At 70.3% G+C, this 26,801-nt stretch carries 12 protein-coding genes; 3 read left to right on the top strand and 9 right to left on the bottom strand.

What is annotated here, in order from left to right:
* From ACIA8G_RS04930 to ACIA8G_RS04905, 6 genes are all read right to left on the bottom strand, one after another.
* The coding region (locus ACIA8G_RS04930) for an SDR family NAD(P)-dependent oxidoreductase (protein ID WP_396416927.1) at nucleotides 1-13,955 on the bottom strand (13,955 nt) is incomplete at its 3' end.
* Nucleotides 13,956-14,129: 174 nt separating this feature from the next.
* Complete coding sequence (locus ACIA8G_RS04925) at nucleotides 14,130-14,216, bottom strand: acyl carrier protein (RefSeq protein WP_396417317.1); 87 nt, start codon at nucleotides 14,214-14,216, stop codon at nucleotides 14,130-14,132.
* Between the two features lie 182 nt (nucleotides 14,217-14,398).
* Nucleotides 14,399-14,815: a DUF3592 domain-containing protein gene (locus ACIA8G_RS04920; protein WP_396416926.1), complete on the bottom strand. Its 417-nt coding sequence runs from the start codon at nucleotides 14,813-14,815 to the stop codon at nucleotides 14,399-14,401.
* Between the two features lie 57 nt (nucleotides 14,816-14,872).
* Complete coding sequence (locus tag ACIA8G_RS04915) at nucleotides 14,873-15,421, bottom strand: M15 family metallopeptidase (RefSeq protein ID WP_396416925.1); 549 nt, start codon at nucleotides 15,419-15,421, stop codon at nucleotides 14,873-14,875.
* Nucleotides 15,422-15,556: 135 nt separating this feature from the next.
* Entirely contained in the window at nucleotides 15,557-16,576 is a 1,020-nt protein-coding gene (locus tag ACIA8G_RS04910; RefSeq protein ID WP_396416924.1) for a polyprenyl synthetase family protein, read from the bottom strand.
* Nucleotides 16,573-17,754, bottom strand: coding sequence for a hypothetical protein (locus ACIA8G_RS04905; RefSeq protein WP_396416923.1), 1,182 nt, complete (start codon nucleotides 17,752-17,754; stop codon nucleotides 16,573-16,575). The genes ACIA8G_RS04910 and ACIA8G_RS04905 overlap by 4 nt, the downstream gene beginning before the upstream one ends.
* Before the next feature lie 229 nt (nucleotides 17,755-17,983).
* Here ACIA8G_RS04905 and ACIA8G_RS04900 point away from each other — a divergent pair, with 229 nt between their 5' ends.
* Entirely contained in the window at nucleotides 17,984-19,054 is a 1,071-nt protein-coding gene (locus ACIA8G_RS04900) for a cytochrome P450 (protein WP_396416922.1), read from the top strand.
* On the opposite strand, the gene ACIA8G_RS04895 is transcribed toward ACIA8G_RS04900, so the two are convergent.
* Genes ACIA8G_RS04895 through ACIA8G_RS04885 form a run of 3 tightly spaced genes read right to left on the bottom strand, consistent with a single transcriptional unit; the run spans nucleotide 18,998 to nucleotide 21,886 of the window.
* Nucleotides 18,998-19,765 (bottom strand): SDR family NAD(P)-dependent oxidoreductase, encoded by a 768-nt coding sequence (locus ACIA8G_RS04895; protein WP_396416921.1) that lies wholly within the window; start codon nucleotides 19,763-19,765, stop codon nucleotides 18,998-19,000. The two genes, ACIA8G_RS04900 and ACIA8G_RS04895, sit on opposite strands and share 57 nt — an antisense overlap.
* Nucleotides 19,762-21,177: an aldehyde dehydrogenase family protein gene (locus tag ACIA8G_RS04890; protein ID WP_396416920.1), complete on the bottom strand. Its 1,416-nt coding sequence runs from the start codon at nucleotides 21,175-21,177 to the stop codon at nucleotides 19,762-19,764. The genes ACIA8G_RS04895 and ACIA8G_RS04890 overlap by 4 nt, the downstream gene beginning before the upstream one ends.
* Nucleotides 21,178-21,214: 37 nt before the next feature.
* On the bottom strand, nucleotides 21,215-21,886 hold the full coding sequence (locus ACIA8G_RS04885) for an HAD family hydrolase (RefSeq protein WP_396416919.1): 672 nt from the start codon (nucleotides 21,884-21,886) through the stop codon (nucleotides 21,215-21,217).
* 189 nt (nucleotides 21,887-22,075) lie between these two features.
* On the opposite strand from ACIA8G_RS04885, the gene ACIA8G_RS04880 reads away from it, so the two are divergent.
* Together ACIA8G_RS04880 and ACIA8G_RS04875 are read left to right on the top strand one after the other, a co-directional pair.
* Nucleotides 22,076-25,300, top strand: a complete 3,225-nt coding sequence (locus ACIA8G_RS04880) for a BTAD domain-containing putative transcriptional regulator (protein WP_396416918.1) — start codon at nucleotides 22,076-22,078, stop codon at nucleotides 25,298-25,300.
* A 326-nt stretch (nucleotides 25,301-25,626) separates the two neighbouring features.
* On the top strand, nucleotides 25,627-26,712 hold the full coding sequence (locus tag ACIA8G_RS04875) for a hypothetical protein (RefSeq protein ID WP_396416917.1): 1,086 nt from the start codon (nucleotides 25,627-25,629) through the stop codon (nucleotides 26,710-26,712).
* The last annotated feature ends 89 nt before the right edge of the window (nucleotides 26,713-26,801 follow it).

Genomic DNA, 26,801 nt, shown 5'->3' with positions numbered 1-26,801 from the left:
GCAGCACCGGCAGCACCGGCAGCACCGGCAGCACCGGCAGCACCGGCAGCACCGGCAGCACCGGCAGCACCGGCAGCACCGGCAGCACCGGCAGCACCGGCAGCACTGGCCATGCTGGCAGCACCCACCGCGCCGGCCGCACCAGTCGCACCAGCGGCACCGGCCATGCTGGCAGCACCCACCGCGCCAGCCGCACCGGTCGCACCAGCGGCACCGGTCGCACCGGCGCCGCCGAGGTCGAGCTGCCGCCACTGCTCGCCGAACAGCCACGAGTCCACAGTGGACTGTGCATGCCTGCGCCCCCGCCACGCCGACAGCGCAGGCGCCACGGCCGACACGGTCTCATCGTCGAGTTCCAGCGTCTCAGCAAGGGCAGCCAGGTCCTCGCGCTCGACGGCGTCCCAGAACGCCTGATCCACCGCGTCCTGCCCGCCGCGGAACCGGCTGGCGAACACGTCGCCCTCGATCCAGTAGCGCTCGTGCTGGAAGGCGTAGGTCGGCAGGTCCACCCACTGCGCACCGGTGCCGTCGAAGTAGGCTGCCCAGTCGATCCGCGTGCCGGTCACGTGCAACCGAGCCAGCGCGGTGACCAGCGCGGTCTCCTCCGGGCGGTCCCTGCGCAGGACCGGGACGGCGACGTCGGCGACCTCGGCGGCCATCGCCGAGAGCGTGCTGTCCGGGCCCAGTTCCAGGTAGGCGACATCCGGGGTCAGGTGGTCGGCGAAGCGCACGGTGTCGCGGACGTGGCGCACCCAGTACTCCGGCGACGTGACTTCACCCGGCAGCGGAATGCTCGGTGCGTGGAAGGTCAGGCCAGCCACCACGGCACGGAAGTCGTCCAGCATCGGGTCCATCAACGGCGAGTGGAAGGCGTGCGACACCTTCAGGCGCGAGGTCTTCTCGAAGCCCGAAGCGATCGCCAGCACCTCGGCCTCGTCACCCGCGATGACCACCGACGAAGGACCGTTCACGGCCGCGATCGACACGCCACGAGTCAGCGTGATCTCGGACTCGGCCGCCTTGATCGCCACCATCGCCCCACCGGTCGGCAACGCCTGCATCAGGCGCGCACGGGCTTCGATGAGCGTGCAGGCGTCGGCCAACGACAACACCCCGGCAACGTGGGCGGCGGCGATCTCGCCGATCGAATGCCCGGCGAGCCGGTCCGGCTTGATGCCCCACGACTCGACCAGCCGGTACAGCGCCACTTCGAGCGCGAACAACGCGGGCTGCGCGTTCCCGGTCTGGTTCAGGGCTTCCTGATCATCGCCCCACATGACGTCGCGGACGTCGAGGTGCGCGAAGACCTCGTCGAGCGCGGCGGCGAACACCGGGAACCGGTCGTACAACTCGCGGCCCATGCCGATCCGCTGGCTGCCCTGCCCGGCGAACAGGAAGGTCAGCTCGCGGTGGCCCGCGGTCCCCCGCGCCGCCTCGACGAGACCGTCCTTCGTGGACAGCAACACCGCACGGTGCTCGAAGCGGGAACGGCCGGCCGCCAGCGAGTAGCCGACGTCCACCGGCGAGCGGCCGGCCACCGACCCGGGCAGCCCGGCCAGCTGGGCTTCCAGCGCGGCCTCGGTCTTCGCCGAGACCAGCCACGGCACCACGGCCGGGGTGACGACCGGTTCCGGCATGCCCGCGTCCTCGGTGGCGGGCGCCTGCTCCAGGATGATGTGCGCGTTCGTGCCGCTGATGCCGAACGCGGAGATGCCGCCGCGCAGCGGCCGGTCTGCTGCCGGCCACGCGCGCGGCTCAGTCAGCAGGGAGACCTTCCCGGCGGTCCAGTCCACGTGCGACGACGGCTGCTCGACGTGCAGAGTGCGTGGCAGTACCTGGTTCTGCAACGACAGCACCATCTTGATCACGCCGGCGACACCGGCCGCGGCCTGCGTGTGCCCCAGGTTCGACTTCACCGAACCGAGCCACAACGGCTCTTCACGGTCGCGGCCGTATGTGGCCAGCAGTGCCTGCGCCTCGATCGGGTCGCCCAGTGAGGTACCGGTCCCGTGCGCCTCCACCACGTCGACGTCCGAAGTGGACAGACCGGCGGAGGCGAGCGCCTGGCGGATCACCCGCTGCTGCGACGGCCCGTTCGGCGCCGTCAGTCCGTTCGACGCACCGTCCTGGTTGATCGCGGAACCCCGCACGACCGCGAGGATTCGGTGCCCGTTGCGCTGCGCGTCGGACAGACGCTCCACCACCAGTACACCGACGCCCTCGGACCAGCCCGTACCGTCCGCGCCTTCGGCGAACGCCTTGCAGCGCCCGTCGTGCGCGAGACCGCCCTGCCTGGAGAACTCCATGAACATGCCCGGCGTGGCCATCACCGTCGCGCCGCCGACCAGCGCCAGCGAGCACTCACCGCCTCGCAGCGCCTGCGCGGCGAAGTGCAATGCCACCAACGAAGACGAGCATGCGGTGTCGACCGTGACCGCCGGGCCTTCCAGCCCGAAGGTGTAAGACAAGCGGCCGGAGATCACGCTGGCCGAAGTGCCCGTGCCGGCGTGACCCTCCATCTTCTCCTGTGCGCCCATGACGAGCTGTGAGTAATCCTGGCCGCTCGTCCCGACGTACACGCCGGTCCGGCTGCCGCGCAACGAATTCGGGTCGATGCCCGCGCGTTCGATGGCTTCCCACGAGGTCTCCAGCAGGAGCCGCTGCTGCGGGTCCATCGACACCGCTTCGCGCGGCGAGATCCCGAAGAAGCCGGGGTCGAAGCCCGCGACCCCGGGCAGGAAGCCGCCCTGCCCGGTGACGCTGCTGCCGGGGCCGCCGCCCGAGAGCCAGTCCAGGTCCCAGCCGCGGTCGTCCGGGAAGCCGCTGATCGCGTCCCGCCCGTCTACCAGCAGGTTCCACAGGTCCTCCGGCGAGTTGATCCCGCCGGGGAAGCGGCAGCTCAGGCCGACGATGACGATCGGCTCGTCGGCCACCATCGCGACCGGCAGCGCGTCGTCCACCGAGTCGTCGCCGAACAGCTCCGCGTGCAGGAAGTCCGCGAGCACCTGCGGGGTCGGGTAGTCGAAGACCAGCGTGGCAGGCAGGCTGAACCCGATCACCTGGTCGAGCCGGTTGCGCAGTTCGACCGCGGTCAGCGAGTCGAAGCCCAGCTGGCGGAAGTCGCGCTCGGGGTCCACCGCGGCGGTCGAGTCGTGGCCGAGCACGGTGGCCGCCTCGGTGCGCACCAGGTCGAGCAGCGCCTTCAGCCGGTCCTCACGGCCCCGCCCTTCCAACGTCCGCAGTTTGCCGCTGCCGTTCGCAGCCCTGCGCCGGCCCGCGGTCATCAGGCCGCGCAGCATCGGCGGCACCGGCCCCACAGCCGAGCCCGTCACGATGCTGGCAGGCACCACGAGCGGCAAGTCCACCGTGATCGCCGCGTCGAACAGCGCCAGGCCGAGCTCCATCGACAGCGCCGGAGTTCCCGCGCGTGCCATCCGTTCCAGTGCGGCGGCGTCCATGCCGCTCGCCATGCCGGCCCCCGCCCAGGCACCCCAGGCCAGCGAGGACGCGGGCAGCCCGGCGGCCCGTCGCTGCGTGGCGAGCGCGTCGAGGTAGCTGTTCGCCGCCGCGTAGTTGCCCTGCCCCACAGCGCCCATCACGCCGGAAATCGAGGAATAGAGCACGAAATCGGCGAGGTCGAGATCGCGCGTGAGCTCGTGCAGGTGCCAGGCGGCGTCCACCTTGGGCCGCAACACCTTGCTGATCCGGTCCGGTGTCAGCGAACTGACCACGCCGTCGTCGAGCACACCGGCCGTGTGCACCACGGCGGTCAGGTTCGCAACGGTGCCGAGCAGTTCCGCGACCGACTCGCGGTCACTCACGTCGCACGCCACCACGTTGACATCGGCGCCGTGAGCGATCAACTCGGCCTGCAGTTCCACCGCGCCCGGCGCGTCCGAACCGCGGCGGCTGGTCAGCAGCAGGTGCCGGACCCCGCGAGTACCGACCAGGTGCCGCGCCAGTTCGGCGCCGAGCCCGCCGGTGCCACCGGTGATCAGCACGGTTCCTTCGGGGTCCCACTCGCGAGGCGCGGGGCTGGTCGAAAGCCGGGCGAGGCGGCCGATGTGGGCACGGCCCTCGCGCAGCGCGATCTGAGGTTCGCCGAGTTCCAGCAACGCGGTCAGGTCGTCCAGCGCGGCCGCCGATTCGGCGGTGTCGTCGAGATCGACCAACAGGAACCGACCTGGGTTCTCCGCCTGTGCCGATCGCACGAGGCCCGCGGCCGCCGCAGCAGCCAGGTCACGCACCGCTTCAGCACCGACGGCGGTTGCCCCGCGGGTCACCAGCACCAGCGGCTTCCCGGACTCCTCGGCCAGCGCGTCGCGGACCAGTTCCTGCGCGCGGGCGGTCAGCTCGTGCACGGACTCGATGCCCTCGGTACCGGCGAGCTGGACGACGATGGCGTCGGCTTCCGGCCGATCAGCAGCGAGTTCGATGGGCGTCCAGTCGACCACGAAGAGCGAGTCGCTGACCCGTGGCTTCGGCGCTGCAGCGGCCGAAGAAGCGCGCAGTGTCAGGGATTCGGCCGAGAGCACCAGGGCGCCTTCGACGTCGACCGCGGTCACCGAGATCGAGTCGCCCGTCCGAGCGAGCCGGACGCGCAACACCGAAGCACCGACCGCGTGCAGCGACACCCCGTGCCAGTCGGACGGCACGCCTTCTCCCAGGAACTCCGTCGCGCGCAGTGCCGCGGCCAGCAGCGCCGGGTGCAGCCCGAACGCCGCCGCGTCTGGCACGTGATCAGGCAGTTCAGCCTCGGCGTAGACCGCGGATTCGGTGCGGTAGACGGCTTTCAGGCCCTCCTCGGTGAGGTGCTCGTCCAGCTCGACCGGTTCGGCCCCGGCGGGCGGCCATGCTCCGATGCCGTCGGGCACCGATGCGCCGATGCTCAGCGTGCCGCCGGCGTGCCGGGTCCAGTCGCCGTCGTGCTGTGCGTACACGCCGACCTCACGGCTGCCGTTGGCGTCCGGCCCACCGACGTGGACCTGCGCCGCGACACCGGTCTCGTCGAGCGCCAGCGGTGCCAGCAGTTCCAGCTCGTCGACGCGGCCGCAGCCGGCCAGGTCACCAGCGCGGATGACGAGGTCGAGGAAGCCGGTGCCGGGGAACAGGGCCTGATCGGCGAGCCACGGGTTGGTGGTCGGCGAGAGGCGCCCGGTGAGCACGATCTCGTCCGAACCGGCGACCGCCATCGCGGCGGTCAGCAGCGGGTGCTTGGTGGAGAACAGGCCGAGCCCGGCCACGTCACCGCCACGCGCCCCGGTGGCCATCGACGGCCAGTACTTCTCGTGCTGGAACGCGTAGGTCGGCAGGTCGATGCGGCGCGCGCCGGTGCCGGCGAACCAGCTCGTCCAGTCGACGCGAACGCCGTGGACGTGCAGCTTCGCCAGCGCGGTCAGCGCGGTGGTCTCTTCGGGCTTGTCCTTGCGCAGCACCGGTACGACCACCGCGTCCGGCGCGGTCTCCGCCACCATCGCCGACAGCACGCCGTCAGGGCCCAGTTCGAGGAACACCCCGGCGCGTTCACCGACCAAAGTGGACACGTGGTCGGCGAAGCGCACGGCGTCGCGGACGTGGCGCACCCAGTACTCCGCCGAGGTCACGTCGCCCGAGGTGATCACCGGCAGCTGCGGTTCGTTGAAGGTGAGGCCCTCGACGACTGCGCGGAACTCGTCCAGCATCGGGTCCATCAACGGCGAGTGGAACGCGTGCGAAACCTTCAGCCGCGAGGTCTTCTCGAAGCCTGAGGCGATCGCCAGCACCTCGGCCTCATCACCCGCGACGACCACCGACGACGGCCCGTTCACCGCCGCGATCGACACACCCTCGGTGAGCAGCGGGGTGATCTGCTCCTCGGTGGCGCGGATCGCCACCATCGCGCCACCGGCGGGCAACGCCTGCATGAGCCGCGCCCGCGCACTGACCAGCGTGCACGCGTCTGCCAGCGACAGCACCCCGGCGACGTGCGCGGCGGCGATCTCGCCGATCGAGTGTCCCGCCAGGAAACGCGGCTTCACGCCCCACGATTCGACCAGCCGGTAGAGCGCCACCTCGATGGCGAACAACGCGGGCTGGGTGTAGCCGGTCTCGTTCAGGCGCTCGGCGGACGCACCCCACATCACCTCGCGTACGTCCGGGTCCAGCCCGGCGAACACGTTGTCCAGCGCCTCGGCGAACACCGGGTACCGCTCGTACAGATCACGGCCCATGCCGAGCCGCTGCGAGCCCTGGCCGGAGAACAGCACGGCCAGCGGGCGGTCCACCGCGGTCCCGCGGGCGACCTCGATCACTCCGTCCGATGTGGACAGCAGGACCGCGCGGTGCTCGAGTTCGGTGCGGGTGGTCACCAGCGAGTAGCCGGTGTCCAGTGCGGAATGGTCGTCGAGGAACGAGCGGATGCGGGCCACCTGGCTGTCGACCGCTTCCGGCGTCTTCGCCGAGACCGGCAACGGCATGATCTCCGGTTCGGCCCGCTCGGCCGGTTCGGCGTCGGCCACCGGGGTGTGCTCGAGGATCACGTGCGCGTTGGTGCCGCTGAGGCTGAACGAGGACACTCCGGCCCGGCGGGCACGGCCGACCTCCGGCCACGGCGTGGCCTCGGTGACCAGGTCCACCGCACCGGTCGTCCAGTCCACATGGGACGTCGGCTCGGCCACGTGCAACGTCTTCGGCACCACGCCGTGCCGCATCGCGAGCACGGCCTTGATCACACCGGCGACCCCGGCCGCGGCCTGCGTGTGCCCGAGGTTCGACTTCACCGAGCCCAGCAGCAGCGGCCGTTCCCGGTCCTGGCCGTAGGTGGCGAGCAGGGCCTGCGCCTCGATCGGGTCGCCCAGCGTGGTGCCCGTGCCGTGCGCCTCGACAACGTCCACATCGGACGCGGCGAGCCCGGCACCGGCCAGCGCGGCACGGATGACCCGGCGCTGCGACGGCCCGTTGGGCGCGGTCAGGCCGTTCGACGCCCCGTCCTGGTTCACCGCGCTGCCGCGCAGCGTCGCGAGCACCTGATGCCCGTTGCGGCGCGCGTCGGACAACCGTTCCAGCACCAGCACGCCGACGCCCTCGGACCAGCTGGTTCCGCCGGCGTCGTCGGAGAAGGCGCGGCATCGGCCGTCCGGCGCGAGCCCGCCCTGTGCGTTGAACCCGGCGAAGCTCATCGGGGTGCTCATCACCGCCACGCCACCGGCCAGCGCCAGCGAGCTTTCCCCGGTGCGCAAAGACTGCGCGGCCAGGTGCAGTGCGGTCAGCGAGGAGGAGCAGGCGGTGTCGATGGTCAGCGACGGGCCGACGAGGCCGAAGCTGTAGGAGACGCGGCCGGAGATGACCGCGGCGGCCAAGCCGGTACTGGCGTGGCCTTCGAGGTCCTCGGCTGCCCGCAGCACCACGTTGGTGTAGTCCTGCCCGCCGGTGCCCATGAACACGCCGGTCGGCGTGCCGCGCAGCCCGGCGGCGTCGATCCCGGCCCGCTCGATGGCTTCCCAGGACACCTCCAGCACCAGCCGCTGCTGCGGGTCCATCGCCTTGGCCTCGCGCGGGGAGATGCCGAAGAAGCCGGTGTCGAACCCGGCCATGTCGGCCAGGAAGCCGCCCTTCGCGCCTTCGGTGCCGCCGGTGGGGTCGTTCTCCCAGCCGCGGTCCGGCGGGAAGTCGGTGATCGCGTCACCGCCGTCGAGCAGGAACTGCCAGAGGTCCTCCGGCGAGGCGATGCCGCCGGGGAACCGGCAGCTCATGCCGACGATCACCACCGGGTCGTCGGACGTGCCCGCCGACTGCGGCGCGATCGCGGTCAGTTCCTCAGCCGCGCCAAGAAGTTCGTCCAGCAGGTACTCGGCCAGCACGCGCGGGGTCGGGTAGTCGAAGACCAACGTCGCGGGCAGGGTCATCCCGGTCGCCGAGCCGAGGCGGTTGCGCAGTTCGACGGCCGTCAGCGAGTCGAAGCCGAGCTGCCGGAACTCGCGGTCGACGCCGATCGCGTCCGGCGAGCTGTGTCCGAGCACGGCGGCCGCTTCGGTGCGCATCAGCTCGACGACGTGCCGGAGCCGTTCGTCCTCCGGCAGGCCGAGCAGCTGCTGAGCCAGTCCCTCACCACCGCTGGTCGCACTGGCCGCGGTGCGGCGGCCGGTACGCATCAGGCCGCGCAGCAAGGCGGGCACGTGCCCGCCTGCCGGACCTGCCTGCCCTGCACCACCGTTGAGCGCCACCAGCAGCGGCTCGTCGCAGCCGATCGCCGCGTCGAACAGCGCCAGGCCCTGCTCGACCGACAACGGGTTCGCGGACTCGCTCATCCGCTTCATGTCGGCGTCGCTGACCGAGGCGGTCATGCCGATCTCCGGCGTCCACGCGCCCCAGGCCACCGAGGTCGCCGCGAGCCCGAGGCTCCGGCGGCGGCTGGCCAACGCGTCGAGCCACACGTTCGCGGCCGCGTAGTTGGCCTGCCCGGCGCTGCCCATGACGCCGGAAACCGAGGAGTAGAGCACGAATCCGGCGAGGTCGCGGTTTCTTGTGAGCTCGTGCAGGTGCCAGGCGGCGTCGACCTTCGGCCGCAGCACGGTGTCGAGCCGCTCCGGCGTCATCGAGCCGACGATGCCGTCGTCGAGCACACCGGCGGTGTGCACGACGGCGGTCAGATTGGGAACGGTGTCGAGCAGGGCCGCCATCGCATCGCGGTCGGCGACGTCGCAGGCGGCGACGGTGACGTCCGCGCCCGCCTCGGTCAGCTCGTCGCGCAGGTCGGCCGCGCCGGGTGCGTTCTCACCGCTTCGGCTGACCAGCAACAGCTTCCGCATGCCGCGCTGCGTGACCAGGTGGCGGGCGAGTACCCCGGCGAGACCACCGGTGCCGCCGGTGATCAGGACCGTGCCGTCGGGGTCCCAGCCGGGCGGCACGGTGAGCACGATCTTGCCGATGTGCTGGGCGCGGCTCATGAACCGGAACGCGTCGCGCGAGCGGCGCACGTCCCAGGTGCGGATCGGCAGCGGCTCGATCGCGCCGGCGGTGAACAGCTCCTTCAGCTCCGCCAGCATGGTCTCGATCCGGTCCGGGTGCACCCAGCCGAGGTCGAAGGACTGGTACGTGACCTCGGGCAGGCTCGCCGGGTCGCGCACGTCGGTCTTGCCCATTTCCAGGAACCGGCCGCCAGGTGCGAGCAGGCGCAGCGAGGCGTCGACGAACTCGCCGGCCAACGCGTTGAGCACCACGTCGACCTGCGGGAACTTCGCCTCGAAATCGAGTGAGCGCGAGGAGGCGATGTGGTCGTCGTCGAGGCCGAGCCCGCGCAGCGTGTCCCACTTGCCCTCGCTGGCGGTCGAGAAGACCTCCGCACCGAGGTGCCGAGCCAGTTGGACCGCGGCCATGCCGACGCCACCGGCACCGGCGTGCACCAGCACCTTCTCCCCCGGCCGCAGCGCGGCCAGGTCGACCAGCGCGTAGTACGCGGTGAGGAACACCAGCGGAATCGAGGCGCCGACCTCGAAGGAGTAGTCGTCCGGCAGCTTGGTCAGCAGGCGCTCGTCGACCTCGCCCAGCGGGCCCATGCCGCCGAAGAGCATGCCCATCACGCGGTCGCCCGGCCGCAGTCCGGTGACCTCGGGCCCGGTTTCGACCACCACGCCGGCGGCCTCGGAACCGAACAGGCCCGCGTCGCCGGGGTACATGCCCAGCGCGTTCAGCACGTCGCGGAAGTTCAGCCCGGCCGCGCGGACGGCGATCCGGACCTGGCGGCCTTCCAGCGGGTCCAGCAACTGCGGGACCGGTGCGAGGGTGAGTCCATCGAGGGTGCCCTTGCGCACGCAGTCCAGTCGCCACGGCACACCGACCGGCGGCACGAGCGCACTGCTGGAGGCCAGTCGCGCGAGACGGCCGACGCGCAGTTCGCCCTCGCGCGCGGCGATCTGCGTTTCGCCGTTGGCGCGCAACGCAGGCAGCTCGCCGAGGACGTCAGCGTCAGTTTGGTCGAGGTCGAGGAGCAGCAGGCGGCCAGGGTTCTCCGACTGGGCCGTGCGCACCAAGCCCCACACCGCGGCAGCGGGCAGGTCGTGCACGTTCTCGTCACCGGCGGCGACCGCGCCTCTGGTGACCACGACCAAGCACGAGTCGCCGAACCGCTGGTCCGACAACCAGTTCTGCACGGTGCCGAGCACGCGCGCGCTCAGTTCGTGCACGGCCTGCGCGCTCTCGCCGTCGCTGGCCACCGGCCAGAGCACCATGCCCGGCACGCCGCCGGTCAGCTCGGCGAGTTCGTCGAGCGAGTCCACCCGCGAGCCACCGGTCGCGGCGACGGCCGCGCCCAGTGCGGCCTCCCCGGTACCGAGGACCGCCCACCGAGTGTCCTCAGTGGACTTGGCGCCGGGCTGGGTGACCCAGTCGAGGCGGAACAGCGAGTCCAGCTCGCTCTGCGTGCGGGTGGCCGCCTGCGCGGTGGCCGAGCGCAGTGCCAGCGATTCCACGGACAGCACCGGTTCGCCCTGGACGTCGACGGCGGTCACCGAGATCGCGTCGTCGGCCGTGGCGGCCAGGCGCACCCGCAGCGTCGAGGCACCGGAGGCGTGCAGCGTCACCCCGCTCCACGAGAACGGCAGGAGGCCGCTGCCCTCGCGGTCGGGGTGCACGAAGAGGCTGGCGTGCAAGGCGGAGTCGAGCAACGCGGGGTGCACGCCGAACTCACCGGCGTCCTCGTTGTCGTCCGGCAGCGCGACCTCGGCGAAGATCTCGCCGTCGGATCGCCAGACCGCCCGGACGCCCTGGAACACCGGGCCGTAGGTGAGACCGGTTTCCTCGAACCGCTCGTAGAACCCGGTCAGGTCAAGCGCTTCGGCCCCGGCCGGCGGCCATTCTGAGGCGGCGAACGCGGCGACGGCGGCACCGTCGCCGAGCGTGCCGCTGGCGTGTTGCACCCACGATTCGGAGCCGCCCTGCTGCGAGTGCACGCTGACCGGGCGGCGGCCGCCGGCGTCCGGCGCACCGACCCACACCTGGACGGTCACCCCGGTCCGCTCGGCGAGCACGAGCGGCACCACGAGGGTCAGCTCCTGCACGCGGTCGCACCCGACCTGGTCGGCGGCGCGCATCGCTAGTTCGAGGAAACCGGTGCCGGGGAAGAGAACCGAGCCGCCGACGGCGTGGTCGGCCAGCCACGGGTGGCTCTCCAGCGACAGCCTGCCGGTCATCACCAGCTCGCCGGAACCGGCCACCGTGGTCGCCGCACCGAGCAGCGGGTGTTCCGCGGAATTCAGGCCCAGCCCCGAGATGTCCCCGGAACGCACGGACACCGCGGGCCAGTACTTCTCGTGCTGGAATGCGTAGGTCGGCAGCGGGACACGACGCGCACCGGTGCCCTCGAGCACCGCGGTCCAGTCCACCGCCACGCCGTGGACGTGCAGCTTGCCCAACGCGCCGAGGATCGCGGCTTCCTCACCGCGGTCCTTGCGCAGCGCCGGGGCGACCGGCAGGTCGGCGCTCTGCTGCGCGAGCCCGGACAACGTGCCGTCCGGGCCGAGTTCGAGCAGCACGCCGGCCCCGGCGGCGGCCAGCGCCCGCACCCCGTCGGCGAACCGGACGGCCTCGCGCACGTGCCGCACCCAGTAGTCCGCCGAGCGCAGTTCGTTCGCGGTGGCCAGTTCGCCGGTGAGGTTGGAGACCACCGGGATCGACGGCTCGCCGTAGGCGATGCCCTCGGCGACCCGCCTGAACTCGGCCAGCATCGGGTCCATCAGCGGCGAGTGGAAGGCGTGGCTGACCTTCAGGCGGGAGGTCTTCTCGAAGTTCCCGGCGATGGCCAGCACCGCGGCTTCGTCCCCGGCGATCACCACGGAACCCGGCGCGTTGATCGCGGCGATGGACACGCCCTCGGTCAGCAGCGGGGTCACGTCGCCCTCGGCGGCCTTGATCGCCACCATCGCGCCACCGGCAGGGAGGGCCTGCATCAGCCGTGCCCGCGCGGCGACCAGCCCGGCGGCGTCCTCGAGCGAGAACACCCCCGCCACGTGCGCGGCGGCGATCTCGCCGATCGAGTGCCCGGCCACGAAATCCGGGGTCAGACCCCAGGATTCGGCGAGCCGGAACAACGCCACCTCGATGGCGAACAGCGCCGGCTGCGTCCAGCCCGTCTGGTTCAGCAGCTCGGCGTCGTCACCCCAGACCACGTCCCGCAGCGAGCCGTCGAGGTGCCGGTCCAGCGCGTCCACCGCTTCGTCGAAGGCAGTCGTGAAGACCGGGAAGCGGCCGTGCAGCTCGCGGCCCATGCCGATCCGCTGCGCGCCCTGACCGGAGAACAGCACACCCAGCTTGGGGCGCCCGTTGACCTCACCGGTCACCACGCCGGGCGCGGTCCCGTTCTCCACCCATGCGGACAGCGAATTGCGGAGCTCTTCGCGGCTGCCACCCACCACGGCCAGCCGGTGTTCGAAGCTCGTCCGGGTGGTGGCCAGCGACAGCGCCAGGTCCACCGGACGTTCGTCGTCCACAAAGGACAGCAATGCGGCTACCTGGCCGCGCAGGGCGGCCGGGGTCCGCCCGGCCAGCACCCACGGCACCACAGCGGGTTCCGGCTCCTCCGGCAGCGCCTCCACGATGATCGGCGGCGCCTGCTCGATGATCGCGTGCGCGTTGGTGCCGCTGATCCCGAACGACGACACGGCCGCGCGGTAAGCCCGGCCGGTCTCCGGCCACGGCGTGGCCTCGGTGAGCAGCCGCACCGCGCCGCTCGTCCAGTCGACGTGCGTGGACGGCCTGCTCACGTGCAGGGTCTGCGGCACCAGGTCGTTCCGCATGGCCATGACCATCTTGATCACGCCCGCGACACCCGCGGCAGCCTGCGTGTGCCCCAGGTTCGACTTGATCGACCCCAGCAGCAGCGGGTGCTCACGGTCCTGGCCGTAAGCGGCGAGCAGGCTCCGCGCCTCGATCGGGTCCCCGAGCGGAGTTCCGGTGCCGTGCGCCTCCACGACGTCCACTTCGGACGGGGTCAGCCCACAGCGGTCCAGCGCCTGCCGGATCACGCGCTGCTGCGCACGGCCGTTCGGCGCCGTGAAACCGTTGGAAGCACCATCGGAGTTGACCGCGGACCCGCGCACCACGGCGAGCACCTCGTGCCCGTTGCGCTGCGCGTCGGAGAGCTTTTCCAGCAACAGCAGGCCAACGCCCTCGGACCAGCCGGTGCCGTCGGCGTCGTCGGAGAACGCCTTGCACCGCCCGTCGCGCGCGAGCCCGCCCTGACGGCTGAACTCCACCAGCGACCCAGGCGTGGCCATGATGTTCACGCCACCGGCCAGCGCCAGCGAGCACTCACCGGTGCGCAGCGCGTGCACCGCCTGGTGCAGTGCGACCAGCGAGGACGAGCACGCGGTGTCGACGGTGACGGTCGGGCCTTCCAGCCCGAGTTCGTAAGAGATCCGGCCGGAGATGGCACTGGCCGCGATGCCGGTGCCGATGTCACCGGTGGCGTCGGCCACCGAGCGGATCATCAGGTGCGAGTAGTCCTGCCCGTTCGTGCCGACGAAAACCCCGGTCCGGCTGCCGCGCAGCTTCGACGGGTCGATCCCGGCGCGCTCGATCGCCTCCCAGGCGGTCTCCAGCAACAGCCGCTGCTGGGGGTCCATGGTGAGCGCCTCCCGCGGCGAGATGCCGAAGAAGCCGGTGTCGAAGTCGGCCGCGCCGGGCAGGAACCCGCCCTGCACGCTCATGCTGTTGCCGCGGTCGTCGGTCTCAGCGGACTCCAACGACTCGGTGTCCCAGCCACGACCGTCCGGGAAGCCGGAGATGGCGTCCCGGCCAGAAGCGACCAGGTCCCACAACGCCTCCGGCGAATCGACACCACCGGGGAAGCGGCAGCTCATCGCCACGATCGCGATCGGCTCCGAAGCGGCGGCCACCAGATCGCGATTCTGCTGGCGCAGCCGTTCGGCGTTCTTCATCGCGGCCCGAAGCGCTTCGACGACCTTTTCGTTGGGCGCGTTCATGGTCAGACTCACTTCCAGGAAAGGTCGGACTGGTCGTCGTTCTCCTGGCCGCTGGGGCGCGGCCTGCACCGGCTCGTCCACCGTCATCGGCTCGGTGGTAGCGCTCTCGCCGTGCTCGCGCGGCTTCGGCCCCTCGGGAGCCGGCTGGTCAAGCAGGTGCTGGGCGTGGCTCAGTCAGGTCGCGGCGTTGAGCTGATTGCCCAGCTCAGCCACCGTGAGCGAGTCGAACCCGAGGTCGCGGAACGGATGGTCCTCGCGCACAGCGTCGAGATCGGCCTGCCTGGGCTATTCGGCAGCCCGGAGTCCGGGAGAACGCTTCCTACCTGGTCACGCGCTGAGACCACCATGTGTGCAGTCTCGCGGCGAAACGGTTGGGAATTCCCCACAAACCGGGGCAGCTCACCAGTTGACGGCGTGCTGCAGGTCGGCGTACCCGCCGGTTGTCACTCAGGTCGTGGCCTGGGCGCCCACGCGATGAAGTTCGCGAAGAGCGCGCCGACCGCCAGCACGCCCAACATCCCGCCAGCCACCCAATGCGCCTGGTCGTTGTCAGCGAGGGCGGCTTCGACGACCCGGCCGTCCACCAGGTCGTAGCGGACCGTCACGCGTTCGCCGGGCTGCCGGGCCGGGCCGTTCTCGGACAGGGTCGCGGTCTGCTTCGTGCCGTCGGCGAGCGGGAACTCGACCTTGACCGAGACGCTCTTGCCGGACTTCAGCCGTTCCTGCACGGTTCCCTCGGTGCTGGCCCAGGACTTCTGCTCGGTGGAAGCCTGGATCACCAGCATCAGGCCACCGACCGCGCCCACCAGCACGAGTCCCGCCACGAACCGGCCGGTACTCGACTTCAACGACTTCGCCACCACGCCTCCCTCGCCGAGGACATCGTCGCATCGCTCCCGAATGCAACAAGTCCGCGGTCAGCCGATCGCGTTGCTGATCGGCTGAGGGCACTCGCCACCAGGTGAGGTCAGGAGTTCGAAGTGCCACATCTCGTTGGCGTACGCCTGACACAGGCCGTAGTCCGCCCCGTGCTGGATGAGCCAGTCGGCGGCCGCGGTCGGGCCGATGTCGATCGCCTCGCCTGTCACGTGCTTCGACTTGTCCGGCGGGTGCACCCAGCGCAGGGCCTCCTTCTCGCTGCGGTACCGGGCGATGGCCTCGTCCAGCAGGCGCTGCTGGTACGCCGCGCTTCGCCAGCCTGAGGTCACTTTGAGTTCCACTCCGCGCAGCCGGGCGTCCGCGGCGGCTTTCCGTGCCGCTGCCAGCAGGGTGGGATCGAGATTGGCGATCGCGGCGTGCTCGCTGTCGTCGAGCGAGATGCTCTCGTTCTCCGGGATACTGCCGTCCCCTTGCACGCGCGCCGACGTGCCCGTGGACGGGGCTTCGCCCGACGGTGTGCACGCCGTCGCGAGGACCAGCAGAGCGAGGAGGAACGCCCAGAATCCTTTGCCACGCGTTGCCGACACTGTCTGTTCTCCTCATGAGCAGTACCGAAAGCCGACGCTTTCGACACTTCACGAGTGATGTCCCCGGACCGCGCGCGGAATGTGCGCGTTGTGCAACAGGACGTCAACAGGCGCGATGACAATGCAGCGGGACGTTCAGTGCGTGCGCTCGACGACGAACCGTGCGGTGGCGCGGAGTTCGTCGCGGACGTCCGGCTCGATCGGCAACCGGGAAAGGAGCCGGTCGGACGTGGCGAGCCGGCGAGCGGACTCCCGTTCAGCCCACGCCCGGCCGCCGCATTCCTCGATGAGACCCGCCACCTCCACGAGCTGGTACTCCTCGAGCGCGTCCTGGCCGTGGTACAGCTCGGCGAGCCGGGCGGCCGCCGGAATGTCCGCCGCCAGTGCGGCCACCACCGGCGCCGACTTCTTGCGGGCCCGTAGGTCCGCGAGGACCGGCTTGCCCAGGACGTCGGAGTCGCCCCAGATGCCGAGGACGTCGTCGGCCAGCTGGAACGCGATGCCCAGCTGCCGGCCGTACTCCCCCAGGCCTGCCACGACGTCCGGGGCGCCGCCCGCGATCACCGCGCCGAGGGAGGCGGCGCAGCCGAGCAGCGACGCCGTCTTGCCCGCCGCCATCTCCAGGTACTCGTGCGGGCTGACGTCGTGGCGCCGTTCGAACGCGAGGTCGGCGACCTGGCCGGCGATCAGGCACTGCAGCGTGTCGGCGACCGACTTCGCGGCCGCCGGGCCGTGGCCGCTGTCATGCTCGAGCAGCACCAGGAACGCGGTGGCCATCAGGCCGTCGCCCGCGAGGATCGCGGACGGGAGGCCGAAGACGGTCCACGCCGTCGGCCGGTGCCTGCGCTCGGTGTCGCCGTCCATGATGTCGTCGTGCAGCAACGAGAAGTCGTGCACCAGCTCGACGGCGACCGCCGCGGGGATGCCGGACTCGACCGGCGCGCCCACCGCCCGTGCCGACAACAGGGCCAGCGCCGGTCGTAGCGCCTTGCCTGCGGCGGCATCCACGTCGTGGCCGGCTACGTCCAGCCAGCCCTGGTGGTAGCCGACCACGTGCCGCATCTCCTGGCCCAGCCTGCCCGCGGCCCGGCGCAGGGCGGGGAGCACGATCTCCCGTGCCGACGCCAGCGTCTTCAGTTCCAGCGCCTGGGTCATGTCGTGACCACCTTCCGCCGTGCGGCGAACAGGCGGTGGGCCGCGTCGATCGCCGACCGCACCACGTTGAACGGCGTGTACAGGGTCTTGCCGATCCAGAGCTCCGGGAGCACCTCCGTGCCGCGGCGCGCCCGCAGGTACGCCATCCCGGCTTCGACGCCTTCGTCAACGCCGCTGTTCATCAACGCCAGCAACACGTACGCGGTCTCTTCGCAGCCGTGGCCCCACGAGCCGTCCGGGTGCTGAGTGTCGAGCATCCAGCGCACGGCGTCGCGATGCAGGTCCGGCGCGATGTCCGCGAGCACGTGCACTGCCTCGGCGGTCGGGTAGTAAGGCGAGAGGTGCCACTTGTCCAGCCAGTACGCGCCGCCGATCCGGTGCTGCCGCAACGATTCGACGATGCGAGCGGCGCATCCGGCGTCGGCTACAGGGAGCGCGTGGACGTTCGTGCTGATCGAGATGGTGCGCTCGAAGTCGTAGGTGGCGTAGCCGTCCGGACGTTCGAACGGGTCCATGGCGTGCGGGTGCTCCGGCAGACCGCAGTAGCGCAGCAACGTCGTCAGCACCGCGGTGTCGTCGCTGTCGACCGGTACGCCGTGGGCGGACATGCCGAGCCTGCCCGCGACGGCGTGCCGCGCCAGCTCGGCGACCTCCGCGCGCAGCTGCTCCGGTGGCGTGCCGCCCAGCTTGCGGAAATGAAGCGACCAGCAGGTCTCGAAATGGTCGAACGGATAGATCGGGGACAACCCTCCGGAACCCGTCTGGCTCGTGGCCTCACGAAGCAGTTCCAGTGTTCCGGATACCCGCCCGGCACCGTAGGCATAGGCGGTCGCGGCGGGTGAACAACCGAATGCGCCACTGGGTGACTGCATCTCGCTCAGGTCGGCTTCGGTGAAATTCCGGCCGAGCGCTTCGAGCGTGTGCACCAGCGTTGTTCCCGCCACCATGCCGTGTGGCACCAAGGCCAGTTTGCGTGCGCGGATCTCCTCGATCCAGGAAAGGTCGGCGTAGGGCAGATCGATGCCGAGTTCGCGGGCACGGGCAAGCCAGTGCGGGACGATCAATTCGAACGCCACGGTTTCGTGGCCGGGGTTGCGACGCTCGGTGAAGGTACGCATCAGGTCGACGAGCCGGTCTACGCGCGGGGTCTGACCTGTTGTTACCTGCAGAGCGACCACTGCGGCCAGGGTACTGACCAGCCGATCGTGGTATTCGAATATCACCCCTCCCCAGGACCCGTCCGCACGCCGGTGGTCGAGCAGCCAGGTTGTCGCGCCGTCGGCAAGATCGCGTGACTCGGGCTTTCCGTGGCAGGCGAGTGCGAGGACAGCGGTGTCGTGAGCGGAGGACGTTATCGAACGATGCCGCATTTGCGAAAAGTGCCCTTCGTGAGGTGATACTACGGTCATGGACGAGCAGCGGATCTACGTCAGCGAACCCGAGGAGCTCCACGAGACATTTGTCGCGCGGGCCCGTGAGTTCGGCACGGCGGGGTCGAGCACCTTCAAGGCACTCATCGGGGATCAGGCGTTGATTTTTCTTTCCGGTAAGCCGCACCTGGAGGCACGAAAACTGCTCGGGCCACCTTTTCTGGGCGCACGCATGCGGGAGTTCGGACCGGTGATCGAGGAGATCACCCGCACGGTGCTGGCCCGTGTACCGAAGGACACCCCGGTGCCCGTCATCGGGATGACCAGGGACATCACCCTGCGGCTCATGCTCCGGTTCGTCTTCGGTCCGATCGAGGCCGAGGACGCCGTGGTGCGGCTGTGCTCAGACCTGGTCGACGCGGTGCACGGCAAGGGCGGCGACCCGGTGCGATTGCAGGCGGAGCTCGACGACTTCGTCACCGCCCAGTCCGTCGGCCACCACGACTCCGCCGATGTGCTCGGCCACCTCCTTCGGGCAGAATCCCTTACCGCTGAACAGATTCGCGTCCACGTGGTCACGCTGTTGATCGCCGGCTACGAGTCGACCTCATCGGCGCTCGCGTGGGCGACCTACCTGGTCCACCAGCACCCCGGGGTGCTCGCGAGGATCAACGAGCCCGGTTACCTGGACGCGGTGTGCGACGAGGTGCTGCGGTACGCGTCGATCGTGCCCACCGGTATCGCCAGGACCGTGCCCGGTGAGGACACCGAGCTCGTGCCGTGCATCCACGCCGCGCACCGCAGGCCCGAGGCGTTCGCCGACCCGGACCGCTTCGCTCCCGACCGGTTCCTCGGTGGCAGGTTCTCGCCGACCGAGTACCTGCCCTTCGGCATCGGCCCCCGGCGGTGCCTCGGCGCGGTGTTCGCCGCCTACGAGATGCGGATCGCGTTGGCCACCATGCTTGCCACGCCTGGCTTCCGGGTGCACCCGACCGAACGTGAGGTGCCGGCCGAGGTCCAGGGCCCGACCCTCACGCTGCCCGAGACCGTGCTAGCCGAACTCGCGTCGGTAGACGATGCCGGGAAGCTTGTCGCCGAGCTCCGGTGAGATCCGCATCAACCAGCGCAGTGGCCGGGAGAAACCGGGTACGACGGCGAACCGGCCGCGGCGCAGGGCACGCTCGGTGGCCCGCACGACGCCTTCGGCGGGCATCGGTTTGAAGATGCCCTTGGCCAGCTGACGGCTCGCCTGCATCTGGTCCAGCAACGGGGTGTCCACCGCGGGCGGGTAGACGCAGGCGACCTGGATGCCCATGCTCTTGACCTCCTGACGCAACGCCCGCGCGTACGCCGAGATCGCCGCCTTGGTCGGCGAGTAGGGCCCCTCGTGGAAGGTCGGCAGGAGCCCGCCCGACGAGGACGACAGGACCACGATCGTGCCGCGCCCTCGCCGGCGCATCTCCGGCATGGCCGCGGCGACGGCCCACACCGTGCCCAGGTAGTTGATCGTCGCGACCTCGAGCCACAACTCGGGGTCGGTCTCGGTGATCATGCCCTCCGTGCCGATCGCGGCCGACGTCACGACGCCGTCGCACGGATGGTCGGCGACCACCTTCGCGAGCGCCTCGTGGTCGGTCACGTCGATCACCGCGGGGATCACTCGAGAGTTCTCGGCTGCCAGCGCGTCGAGTCCGGCGGCGTTGGTGTCCACCGCGAGAACCTCGATACCCTGGGCCACGAGGTGTACCGCGAACGCCCGGCCGATGCCACTGGCGGCACCGGTGACCAGGATGCGCTCGCAGCGCCATGGTTTGCTCATCGCATCTTCCTCTTCACCTTGTGGGACAGACTGGTCCAATAGAGACGGACGATTCGTTGGAGCAACGCGGGCTCGGGCGCCTTGCCCGCCATGAGCACGGCCGCGAAGCTGGGCGCGCCGGGCAACCGGGTGCGCACGATCGTCTTGGTGCTGGTGAACTCCCGCAGGCCCGCGACACCTTTCTGCCGCCCGAAGCCACTGGCTCCGGTCCCGCCGAACGGCACACCGGGCACACCGGCGCCGAAGACCGCGTCGTTGATGTCGACCGTGCCCGCCGCGAGTGCCGCCGCGACCCGGCGCCCGCGCTTTCCGTTGCGGGTGATCACACTCGCGGCGAGTCCGTACGGGGTCGAGTTCGCGAGCGTGACGGCGTGCTCCTCGCTGGTCGCACGCACGATCGTGAGCACCGGCCCGAAGTTCTCTGCCTGGAACAAGTCGCTGTCGACGGGCACGTCCGTGACGACAGCGGGCAGGAACGACCCGTCGGGAGCCGGCCCGCCCGCCATGACCCGCGCGCCCGCCGCCACCGCATCGGCCAGCCTGCGGGTGAGCAGGGCCGCCTGTTCTTCGCGCAGCCTCGGGTACTCCCGGTCGAGTGCTCGGGTCGCCGCCAGCGCCTCGCCGACGAACTCGTCGTGCCGAGCCTCGCTGACCACGACCCGCTGCACGGCCATGCACGTCTGGCCGGCGTTGAAGAACGCCGCGCCGACCGCGGCACGGGCCGCCTGCCGCACGTCGGCGTCGTCCAGCACGACCATCGCGTCGTTGCCACCGAGTTCCAGCAGCACCGGGGTCAGCGTGGCTGCCGCCGCAGCCATGACCTGACGGCCGGACGCGCTCCGTCCGGTGAACACGATCTTGTCGATCCCCGACCGGACGAGGTCATCGCCGACGTCGGCGCCGCCGGGCAGCACGTGCACGAGGTCAACGCCCGCCGAGTTGATCAGTCCGGCCAGCAGCCGGGCGACGTCGGCCACCAGTGGATCTGGCTTGAGCACCACGATGTTGCCCGCGACCAACGCGTTCGGGATCGAGTGCATCGGCACGGCCACCGGGTAGTTCCACGGCGTGATCACACCTACGACGCCCAGCGGCTGGTGGTGCAGCGTCGCCTTCTTCAGCACGAACGGACGCGTCGCGAGCGTCCGCGGGCGGAGGTGCCGCGGCCCCGCCTTGGCCGACCAGGTCAGGCTGGTGCAGGCCGACATCACCTCGAACCACGCGTCGGATCGCGACTGTCCGGTCGCGGCGACGACCTGGTCGACCAGGGCGGCGCCACCGGTAGCGACCGCGTCGCGAACACGCAGCAGGTGCCTGCCGCGTTCCTTCGGCGTTTTCGACGCCCACGCGGTCATATCCCGGCGAGCGGTGGCCACAATGGCCTGCACTTTGTTGTCGGTACTTGCCGTCACGGGCCGGGACACTAACATTACCTGGAAATGGTTTGCGCTATTGAGACAATTCCAGGGTGGTCGCTGAACCGATTTCGTCGAGCCGGTAGATCTTTGGAAGGTGATCGTCGGCATGACGATTGTCGCGGTCCAGCAGAACGGCGCGCATACCCACCTCGAGTGCGCCCCGCACATTGGCCGGTTCGTCATCGATCAACAGGCACTCTTGCGGCGCCAGATCGAGTGCGGTCAGGACCTTCGCGTAGGCAGCGGGATCAGGCTTCGACCGGGGGTAGGCGTTGATCAGGGCGTCGAACCAGCCGGGGTCGACGTTCGCGTTGCGCAACGTCGCGGCGACGCTGACCATCGGATGGTTGGTGAGCACGCTCAGCCGTATTCCACGGCCCCGCAGCCAGTTCAGGCAGTCGTGCGTGTCGGCGTAGGGGTGGAACGCGCCGTGGTAGCCACCGGCCAGCCTGGCGAGCTCCTCCGCGTCGGCCGCCGTGCCGCCGTGAGCTGCGACGAAAAGTGTCCACAGCGTCAACCAGAACTCGGGCTCACCCTCGGGCGTCGCGGGCATGAGGTGCGCGTGGCGACCCCAATGGCTGTTCAGGACCTCGAGAGTGAGCGGCGGCCAAGCCTGCTGGAGCTGGGCCAGCAGCCATTCCTCGTCATAGCGCAGCAAAGTCCCGTCGCGGTCGAACACGACCGCACGGATCTGGTCTTCCATAAACCCAATCGATTCCGCTCCGGTGCACCTGACAGGAAAGGCAGAACGTAGGACACGGGGCCAATCGGCGTCAACCTTCTTCCATTCTTCTTCCAAGCACCTTCCACAGTGATTCCGAAAGTATTTTCGGGCACACGATCAAATGAGACGACGCCGAGCGAAAGGCCCGATGGGCGGTAAGGTTCTCGCGTGGCAGAGTCGTCCGGGCAGACCGTCTTCGTCAAGATCCTCGGACCGTTCGAGACGTCCGTGACCGGCACCCCGGTCCAACCCGGTGGCGCCATCCAGAAGGTGTTGCTGGCAGCGCTGGCGGTGCACGCCGGCGACTCCCTGTCGATCAAGGAACTCGCCACAGCGGCCTGGGGAACAGTGCTGCCCACGGCGCATCGGGCCCAGGTGTACAAGCGGATCTGCATGCTGCGGGAGGTTCTGGGTGAGCGGTCGATCGCCACCGTCGGAGCCGGCTACCAGCTCGACCTCGCGGTCTGCCGGACGGATGTGCAGGAGTTCCGCGAGCGGCTCGCACAGGCACGGGCGCACCGCGCCGCCGGTCGCGGCGAGGACTCCGCCAGGGAGTTCCGGGATGCGCTGGCGTTGTGGCGGGGACCGGTCCTGGCCGGTATCGAGCACGACTGGCCGATGGCGGTCCGGGCGGAGCTCGGAGAGCTGAGGGTCAGCGCGATCGAGGAGTGCCTGGAGGTCGAGCTCGGCCTCGGCAGGCACGCGGAGCTGGTGGCGGAGCTGTCGTCACTGGTGGAGACGTATCCGCGCCGGGAGCGGCTGGCCGGGCAGTTGATGCTCGCGCTGCACAGGTGCGGGCAGCAGACCGAGGCGCTGGAGGCCTACGACCGGCTTCGGCTGGCACTTCCCAAGGACACCGAGCCCTCCTCGTACGTGGCCCAGCACTACCGGTCGATCCTCGGCAGGACCGGGACCCCGGTCGACGAACCGGACCGGACGACTGTCGTGCCCGCAGGGCTGCCGATGGACATCAGGCGGTTCGTCGGGCGCGACGACGAGGCCGCGGCACTGGATTCCTGGCTGTACCCGGACGAACGCGGCGACGGGATGCCCATCGCGTTGGTGACAGGACCGGCCGGCGTCGGCAAGACCGCGCTGGCCGTGCGGTGGGCGCATCGGCGGCGCGGCCTGTTCCCCGGTGGCCAGCTCTACGTGAACCTGGGCGCGTTCGACGCACGTCCGACGACGCCGGGCGAGGCGTTGAACCAGTTTCTCCGCATTCTCGGCGTCGACACCCGGCAACTGCCGGAATCGTTGGCGGACAAGGTGAACCTGTATCGCAGCATGCTCACCGGGCGCCGGATGCTGGTGGTGCTCGACAACGCGGCCGACGAGGAGCAGGTACGTCAGCTGCTGCCGTCGGAACCCGGCTGCGCGGTCGTCGTCACGAGCCGCCACGACCTGCGCGGCCTGGTCGCGCTGGACGACGCACAGTGCCTCAAGCTCGACGTCCTCACCGCCGACGAGGCGTACCTGCTCGTGGCACAGATGCTCGGCGAGCAGAGGGCATCCGCCGAACGGGCCGCGGCCGACGAGCTCGCGTTCCTGTGCGGCTACCTGCCCCTCGCGCTGCGGGTGGCGGCGGCGAACCTGGCGGCACGCACGGTCTCGATCTCGGACGCCGCGGCCGAGCTCGCGGGTGACGACCGGCTCGCGCGACTGCGGATCGGCGGCGACCAGGTGGTCACCTCCGCGTTCGACCTGTCCTACCGGGCGCTGCCCGAGTTCGCGGCGCGGCTGTTCCGGCTGCTCGGGGTGCTGCCGACGCCCGAGTTCGCGGTGGAGACCGTGGCCGCCGTGCTGGGTGAGCCTTTCGACGTCGTGGTCGCCGCGGTCGGCCAGCTGGAACAGGCGTGTCTCGTGACGCCGCACCGGCACGGCCGTTACCGGCTGCATGATCTCCTGCACGTCTACGCGGGCGGTCTGGCCGACACGGGCGAACGAGGCTCGGCTCTGCACGCGCTGTTCGAGTTCTACCTCGGCTCGGCGGACGCGGCCTGCGACCAGCTGGTGCCGCTGGTGGCGAGGCACCCGCGCGAACCGTCGGGTGTCGCCGCGCTGACGTTCGAGTCGGACGACGCGGCGCTCGAGTGGTTGAACGACGAGTGCGAGAACATCGTGACGAGCGTGTTGCGGTACACGGAAACGGGCCCTCGCGGCGCCGCCTGGCAGCTCACGGACGCGATGCGCGGCTACATCTGGCTCACGAGCCGCAACGAGATCGGTGCTGCGGCAGCGCACGCCGCGTTGCGCGCCGCACAACGCGACGCCGACCTGCCAGGGCAGGTGATCATGCACCGCGCGCTGGGCACGTTCAAGGCGTACGCGGACGTCGACGGCGCGCTCGCCGACTTCCAGACCGGGCTGGACCTCAGCGTGCGACTGGGCGACCGGGCGTTGCGGTGCAACGCTTTGCAGAACCTCGCGTTCGGCCAGATGATCCGCGCCGACCTCGCCGCCGCGAGCGAGACGATCGAGGCAGCACTCGAGTTCGCGTCGAGCGAGGCCGAGGAGATAGCCCTGGCCAACAAACTCGGCAGCACGCTGTACATCTCCGGCCGGATCAAACCCGCCAGGAAGCACTTCGAGCGAGCGGTGTCGCTGATGTCGCGCAGCGGCCACCACGACGTCAACACGATCGCGTGGCTCGGCACCACGCTTCGCCTGCTCGGAGAGATGACCGAGGCACGCCGCGTGCTGCACGACGCGGAACAGCTCGCCACCGAGTCGGGAGCCGGCTACTGGCTGGTCATGGTGCGGTGCGCGACCGCGTACCTGGCCAAGGACTGCGGTGACTCGACGTGGGCGATGTCCGTCGCGAGCGAGGTGCTGGAGGACGCGGCGCGGGCCGCGGACACGCATTACGTCCTGGCTGGACGCCACGCGGTCGGTCAGCTGCTGCACCACATCGGCAGGTGCGACGAGGCGGTGTCCGTGCTGAGCGAGGCGGTGGAACAGGCCGGCGCCACGGGCAACGTCACCGAGTCCGTCCGGCTGAAGATCAGCCTCGCCCGTGCGCTCGCCGCCGTCGGCCGGCGCGACGAAGCCGAGTGGCTGGCACAGGAGGCGTTGGATGCGGCGCCCCAGCACCAGTTCGCGATAGAGCAGGGCATGGCGCTGACCACCCTGGCCTCGCTGTGGACCGGAGACCGCGCGCTCACCAGCGCGCGGCAGGCGCTGGCGATCCAGCGGGAGACCGGCTACCTGCTGGGTCAGGCCGAGGCGCTGCTCGTGCTGGGACACCGGGGATCCGCCGACGCGGCATCGGCTGTGCGGGCGGCGGAGTCGATCTTCGAGCGGCTCACCGGGCGGGCACGGCACGTGCCCGCGGGCACGCTCGGGTGGGCGGACCTGGCTCTCGCGCCACGTGGGTGCACTTTCTGCGCGGTCTGATCGCGTCAGGTGGGCTGGTGTGAGCGCATCGCGCCCACACCGCCGGATCCGGCGGCGGGAGGACGCCGTCCAATTGAGATCACAGTGGTATGAATGAGTGAACGAGATTGCGCCGGCCGGTCGTCTTGGTGATCGATACACCCATGCTCAAGATCGCCGCCCTGGACGTGGACGGCACTCTCCTGCCGGGCTCCCTCGCCGGGGACCTGCCCGTGAAGCTGGTCGACGCCGGCCGCTGCGCTACAGCATTCCCTTTCTGGTCAACATCTTCGTGCTGATGGCCATGACCTCTCCCGATCCGAACATGACCATCACGGAGACACCCCATGTCTGAGGACTTCCAGCATCCGGCGCTCTACATGCCGTTCGAGGCCCGCATCAACCCGCACCTCGGGGTGACCCGCGAACGCACCAAGGCGTGGGCACACGCGATCGGCTTCTTCGACCCGCAGTACACCGAGTCGACCGGTGGCATCTGGAGCGAGGAGGCGTTCGACCAGGCCGACTTCGCCCACTTCACCGCGCTGGCCTACCCCGACGCACCGCCGCACGAACTGAGCATCGTGACCGACTGGCACGCCTGGATCTGGTTCGTCGACGACGTCTTCGGGTCCGGCTACCGCGAGATCGGCGACCGCGCCGAAGCCCTGCGCCGCATCGCGCGATTCATGGCGTTCATGCCAATCCTGCCCGGACCGACGCCGATCCCCGAGGACCCGGCGGAACGCGCCGTCGCCGATCTGTGGACCCGCACCGCGCCCGCGATGAGCCCGCAGTGGCGCGAGCGCTTCACCATGCACGTCCGCGACTTCCTGACCGGATCCCTGTGGGAGACCGACAACCTGACTCGCGACCGCTTCCCCGATCCGATCGAGCAGCTGGAGATGCGCAGGCGCTTCGGCGCCGCGGGCTTCAGCGCCGCCTTGCTGGAACGCGCGATCGGCACCGAAATCCCTTACCACATCAGCAGAACTCGGCCGTTCGAGGTGCTGATCGACACCCTCAGGGACGCTGCGGACCTGTCCAACGACATCGTGTCCTACGCGAAGGACAAGCGCGAAGGCGTCCTGGTGAACAACGTGATCCACACCGTGCGGCACCTGCTCGACATCACCCTGCAGCAAGCCGTGGACACCGTGAACCAGCTGCTGACCGGCAGGGTCAAGACGCTCGAGGAAACAGTGCGCGCCGACCTGCCGCAAACCATGATCGACCTCGACGCCGACGAGCTGACCTCACGCCTGGTGCTGCGGTACGGCGACGCCATGCAGACCTGGCTGGCCGGATCCTACGAGTGGCACGACGCCTCGGGCCGGTTCCGGCAGGGGCAGCAACGCCAACCGGTTCACCTGCTGAGGGGACCGACCGGTATCGGCACCTCCGCCGTCCACATGGCCACGACCGATTGCTGACCTCCGCAGCACCGCGTTCCGGGCCGTTGCATCACGGGAGCAACCGTCTGTTTAGGACAGACGCAAGATGTGCGAGCCGTCCGTGTGGC

The organism is Lentzea sp. NPDC051213, assembly GCF_044455585.1.
GTDB lineage: Bacteria > Actinomycetota > Actinomycetes > Mycobacteriales > Pseudonocardiaceae > Lentzea.
The sequence above is the reverse complement of the archived record's forward strand: the minus strand, read 5'-3'. Positions and strand labels throughout refer to the sequence as shown.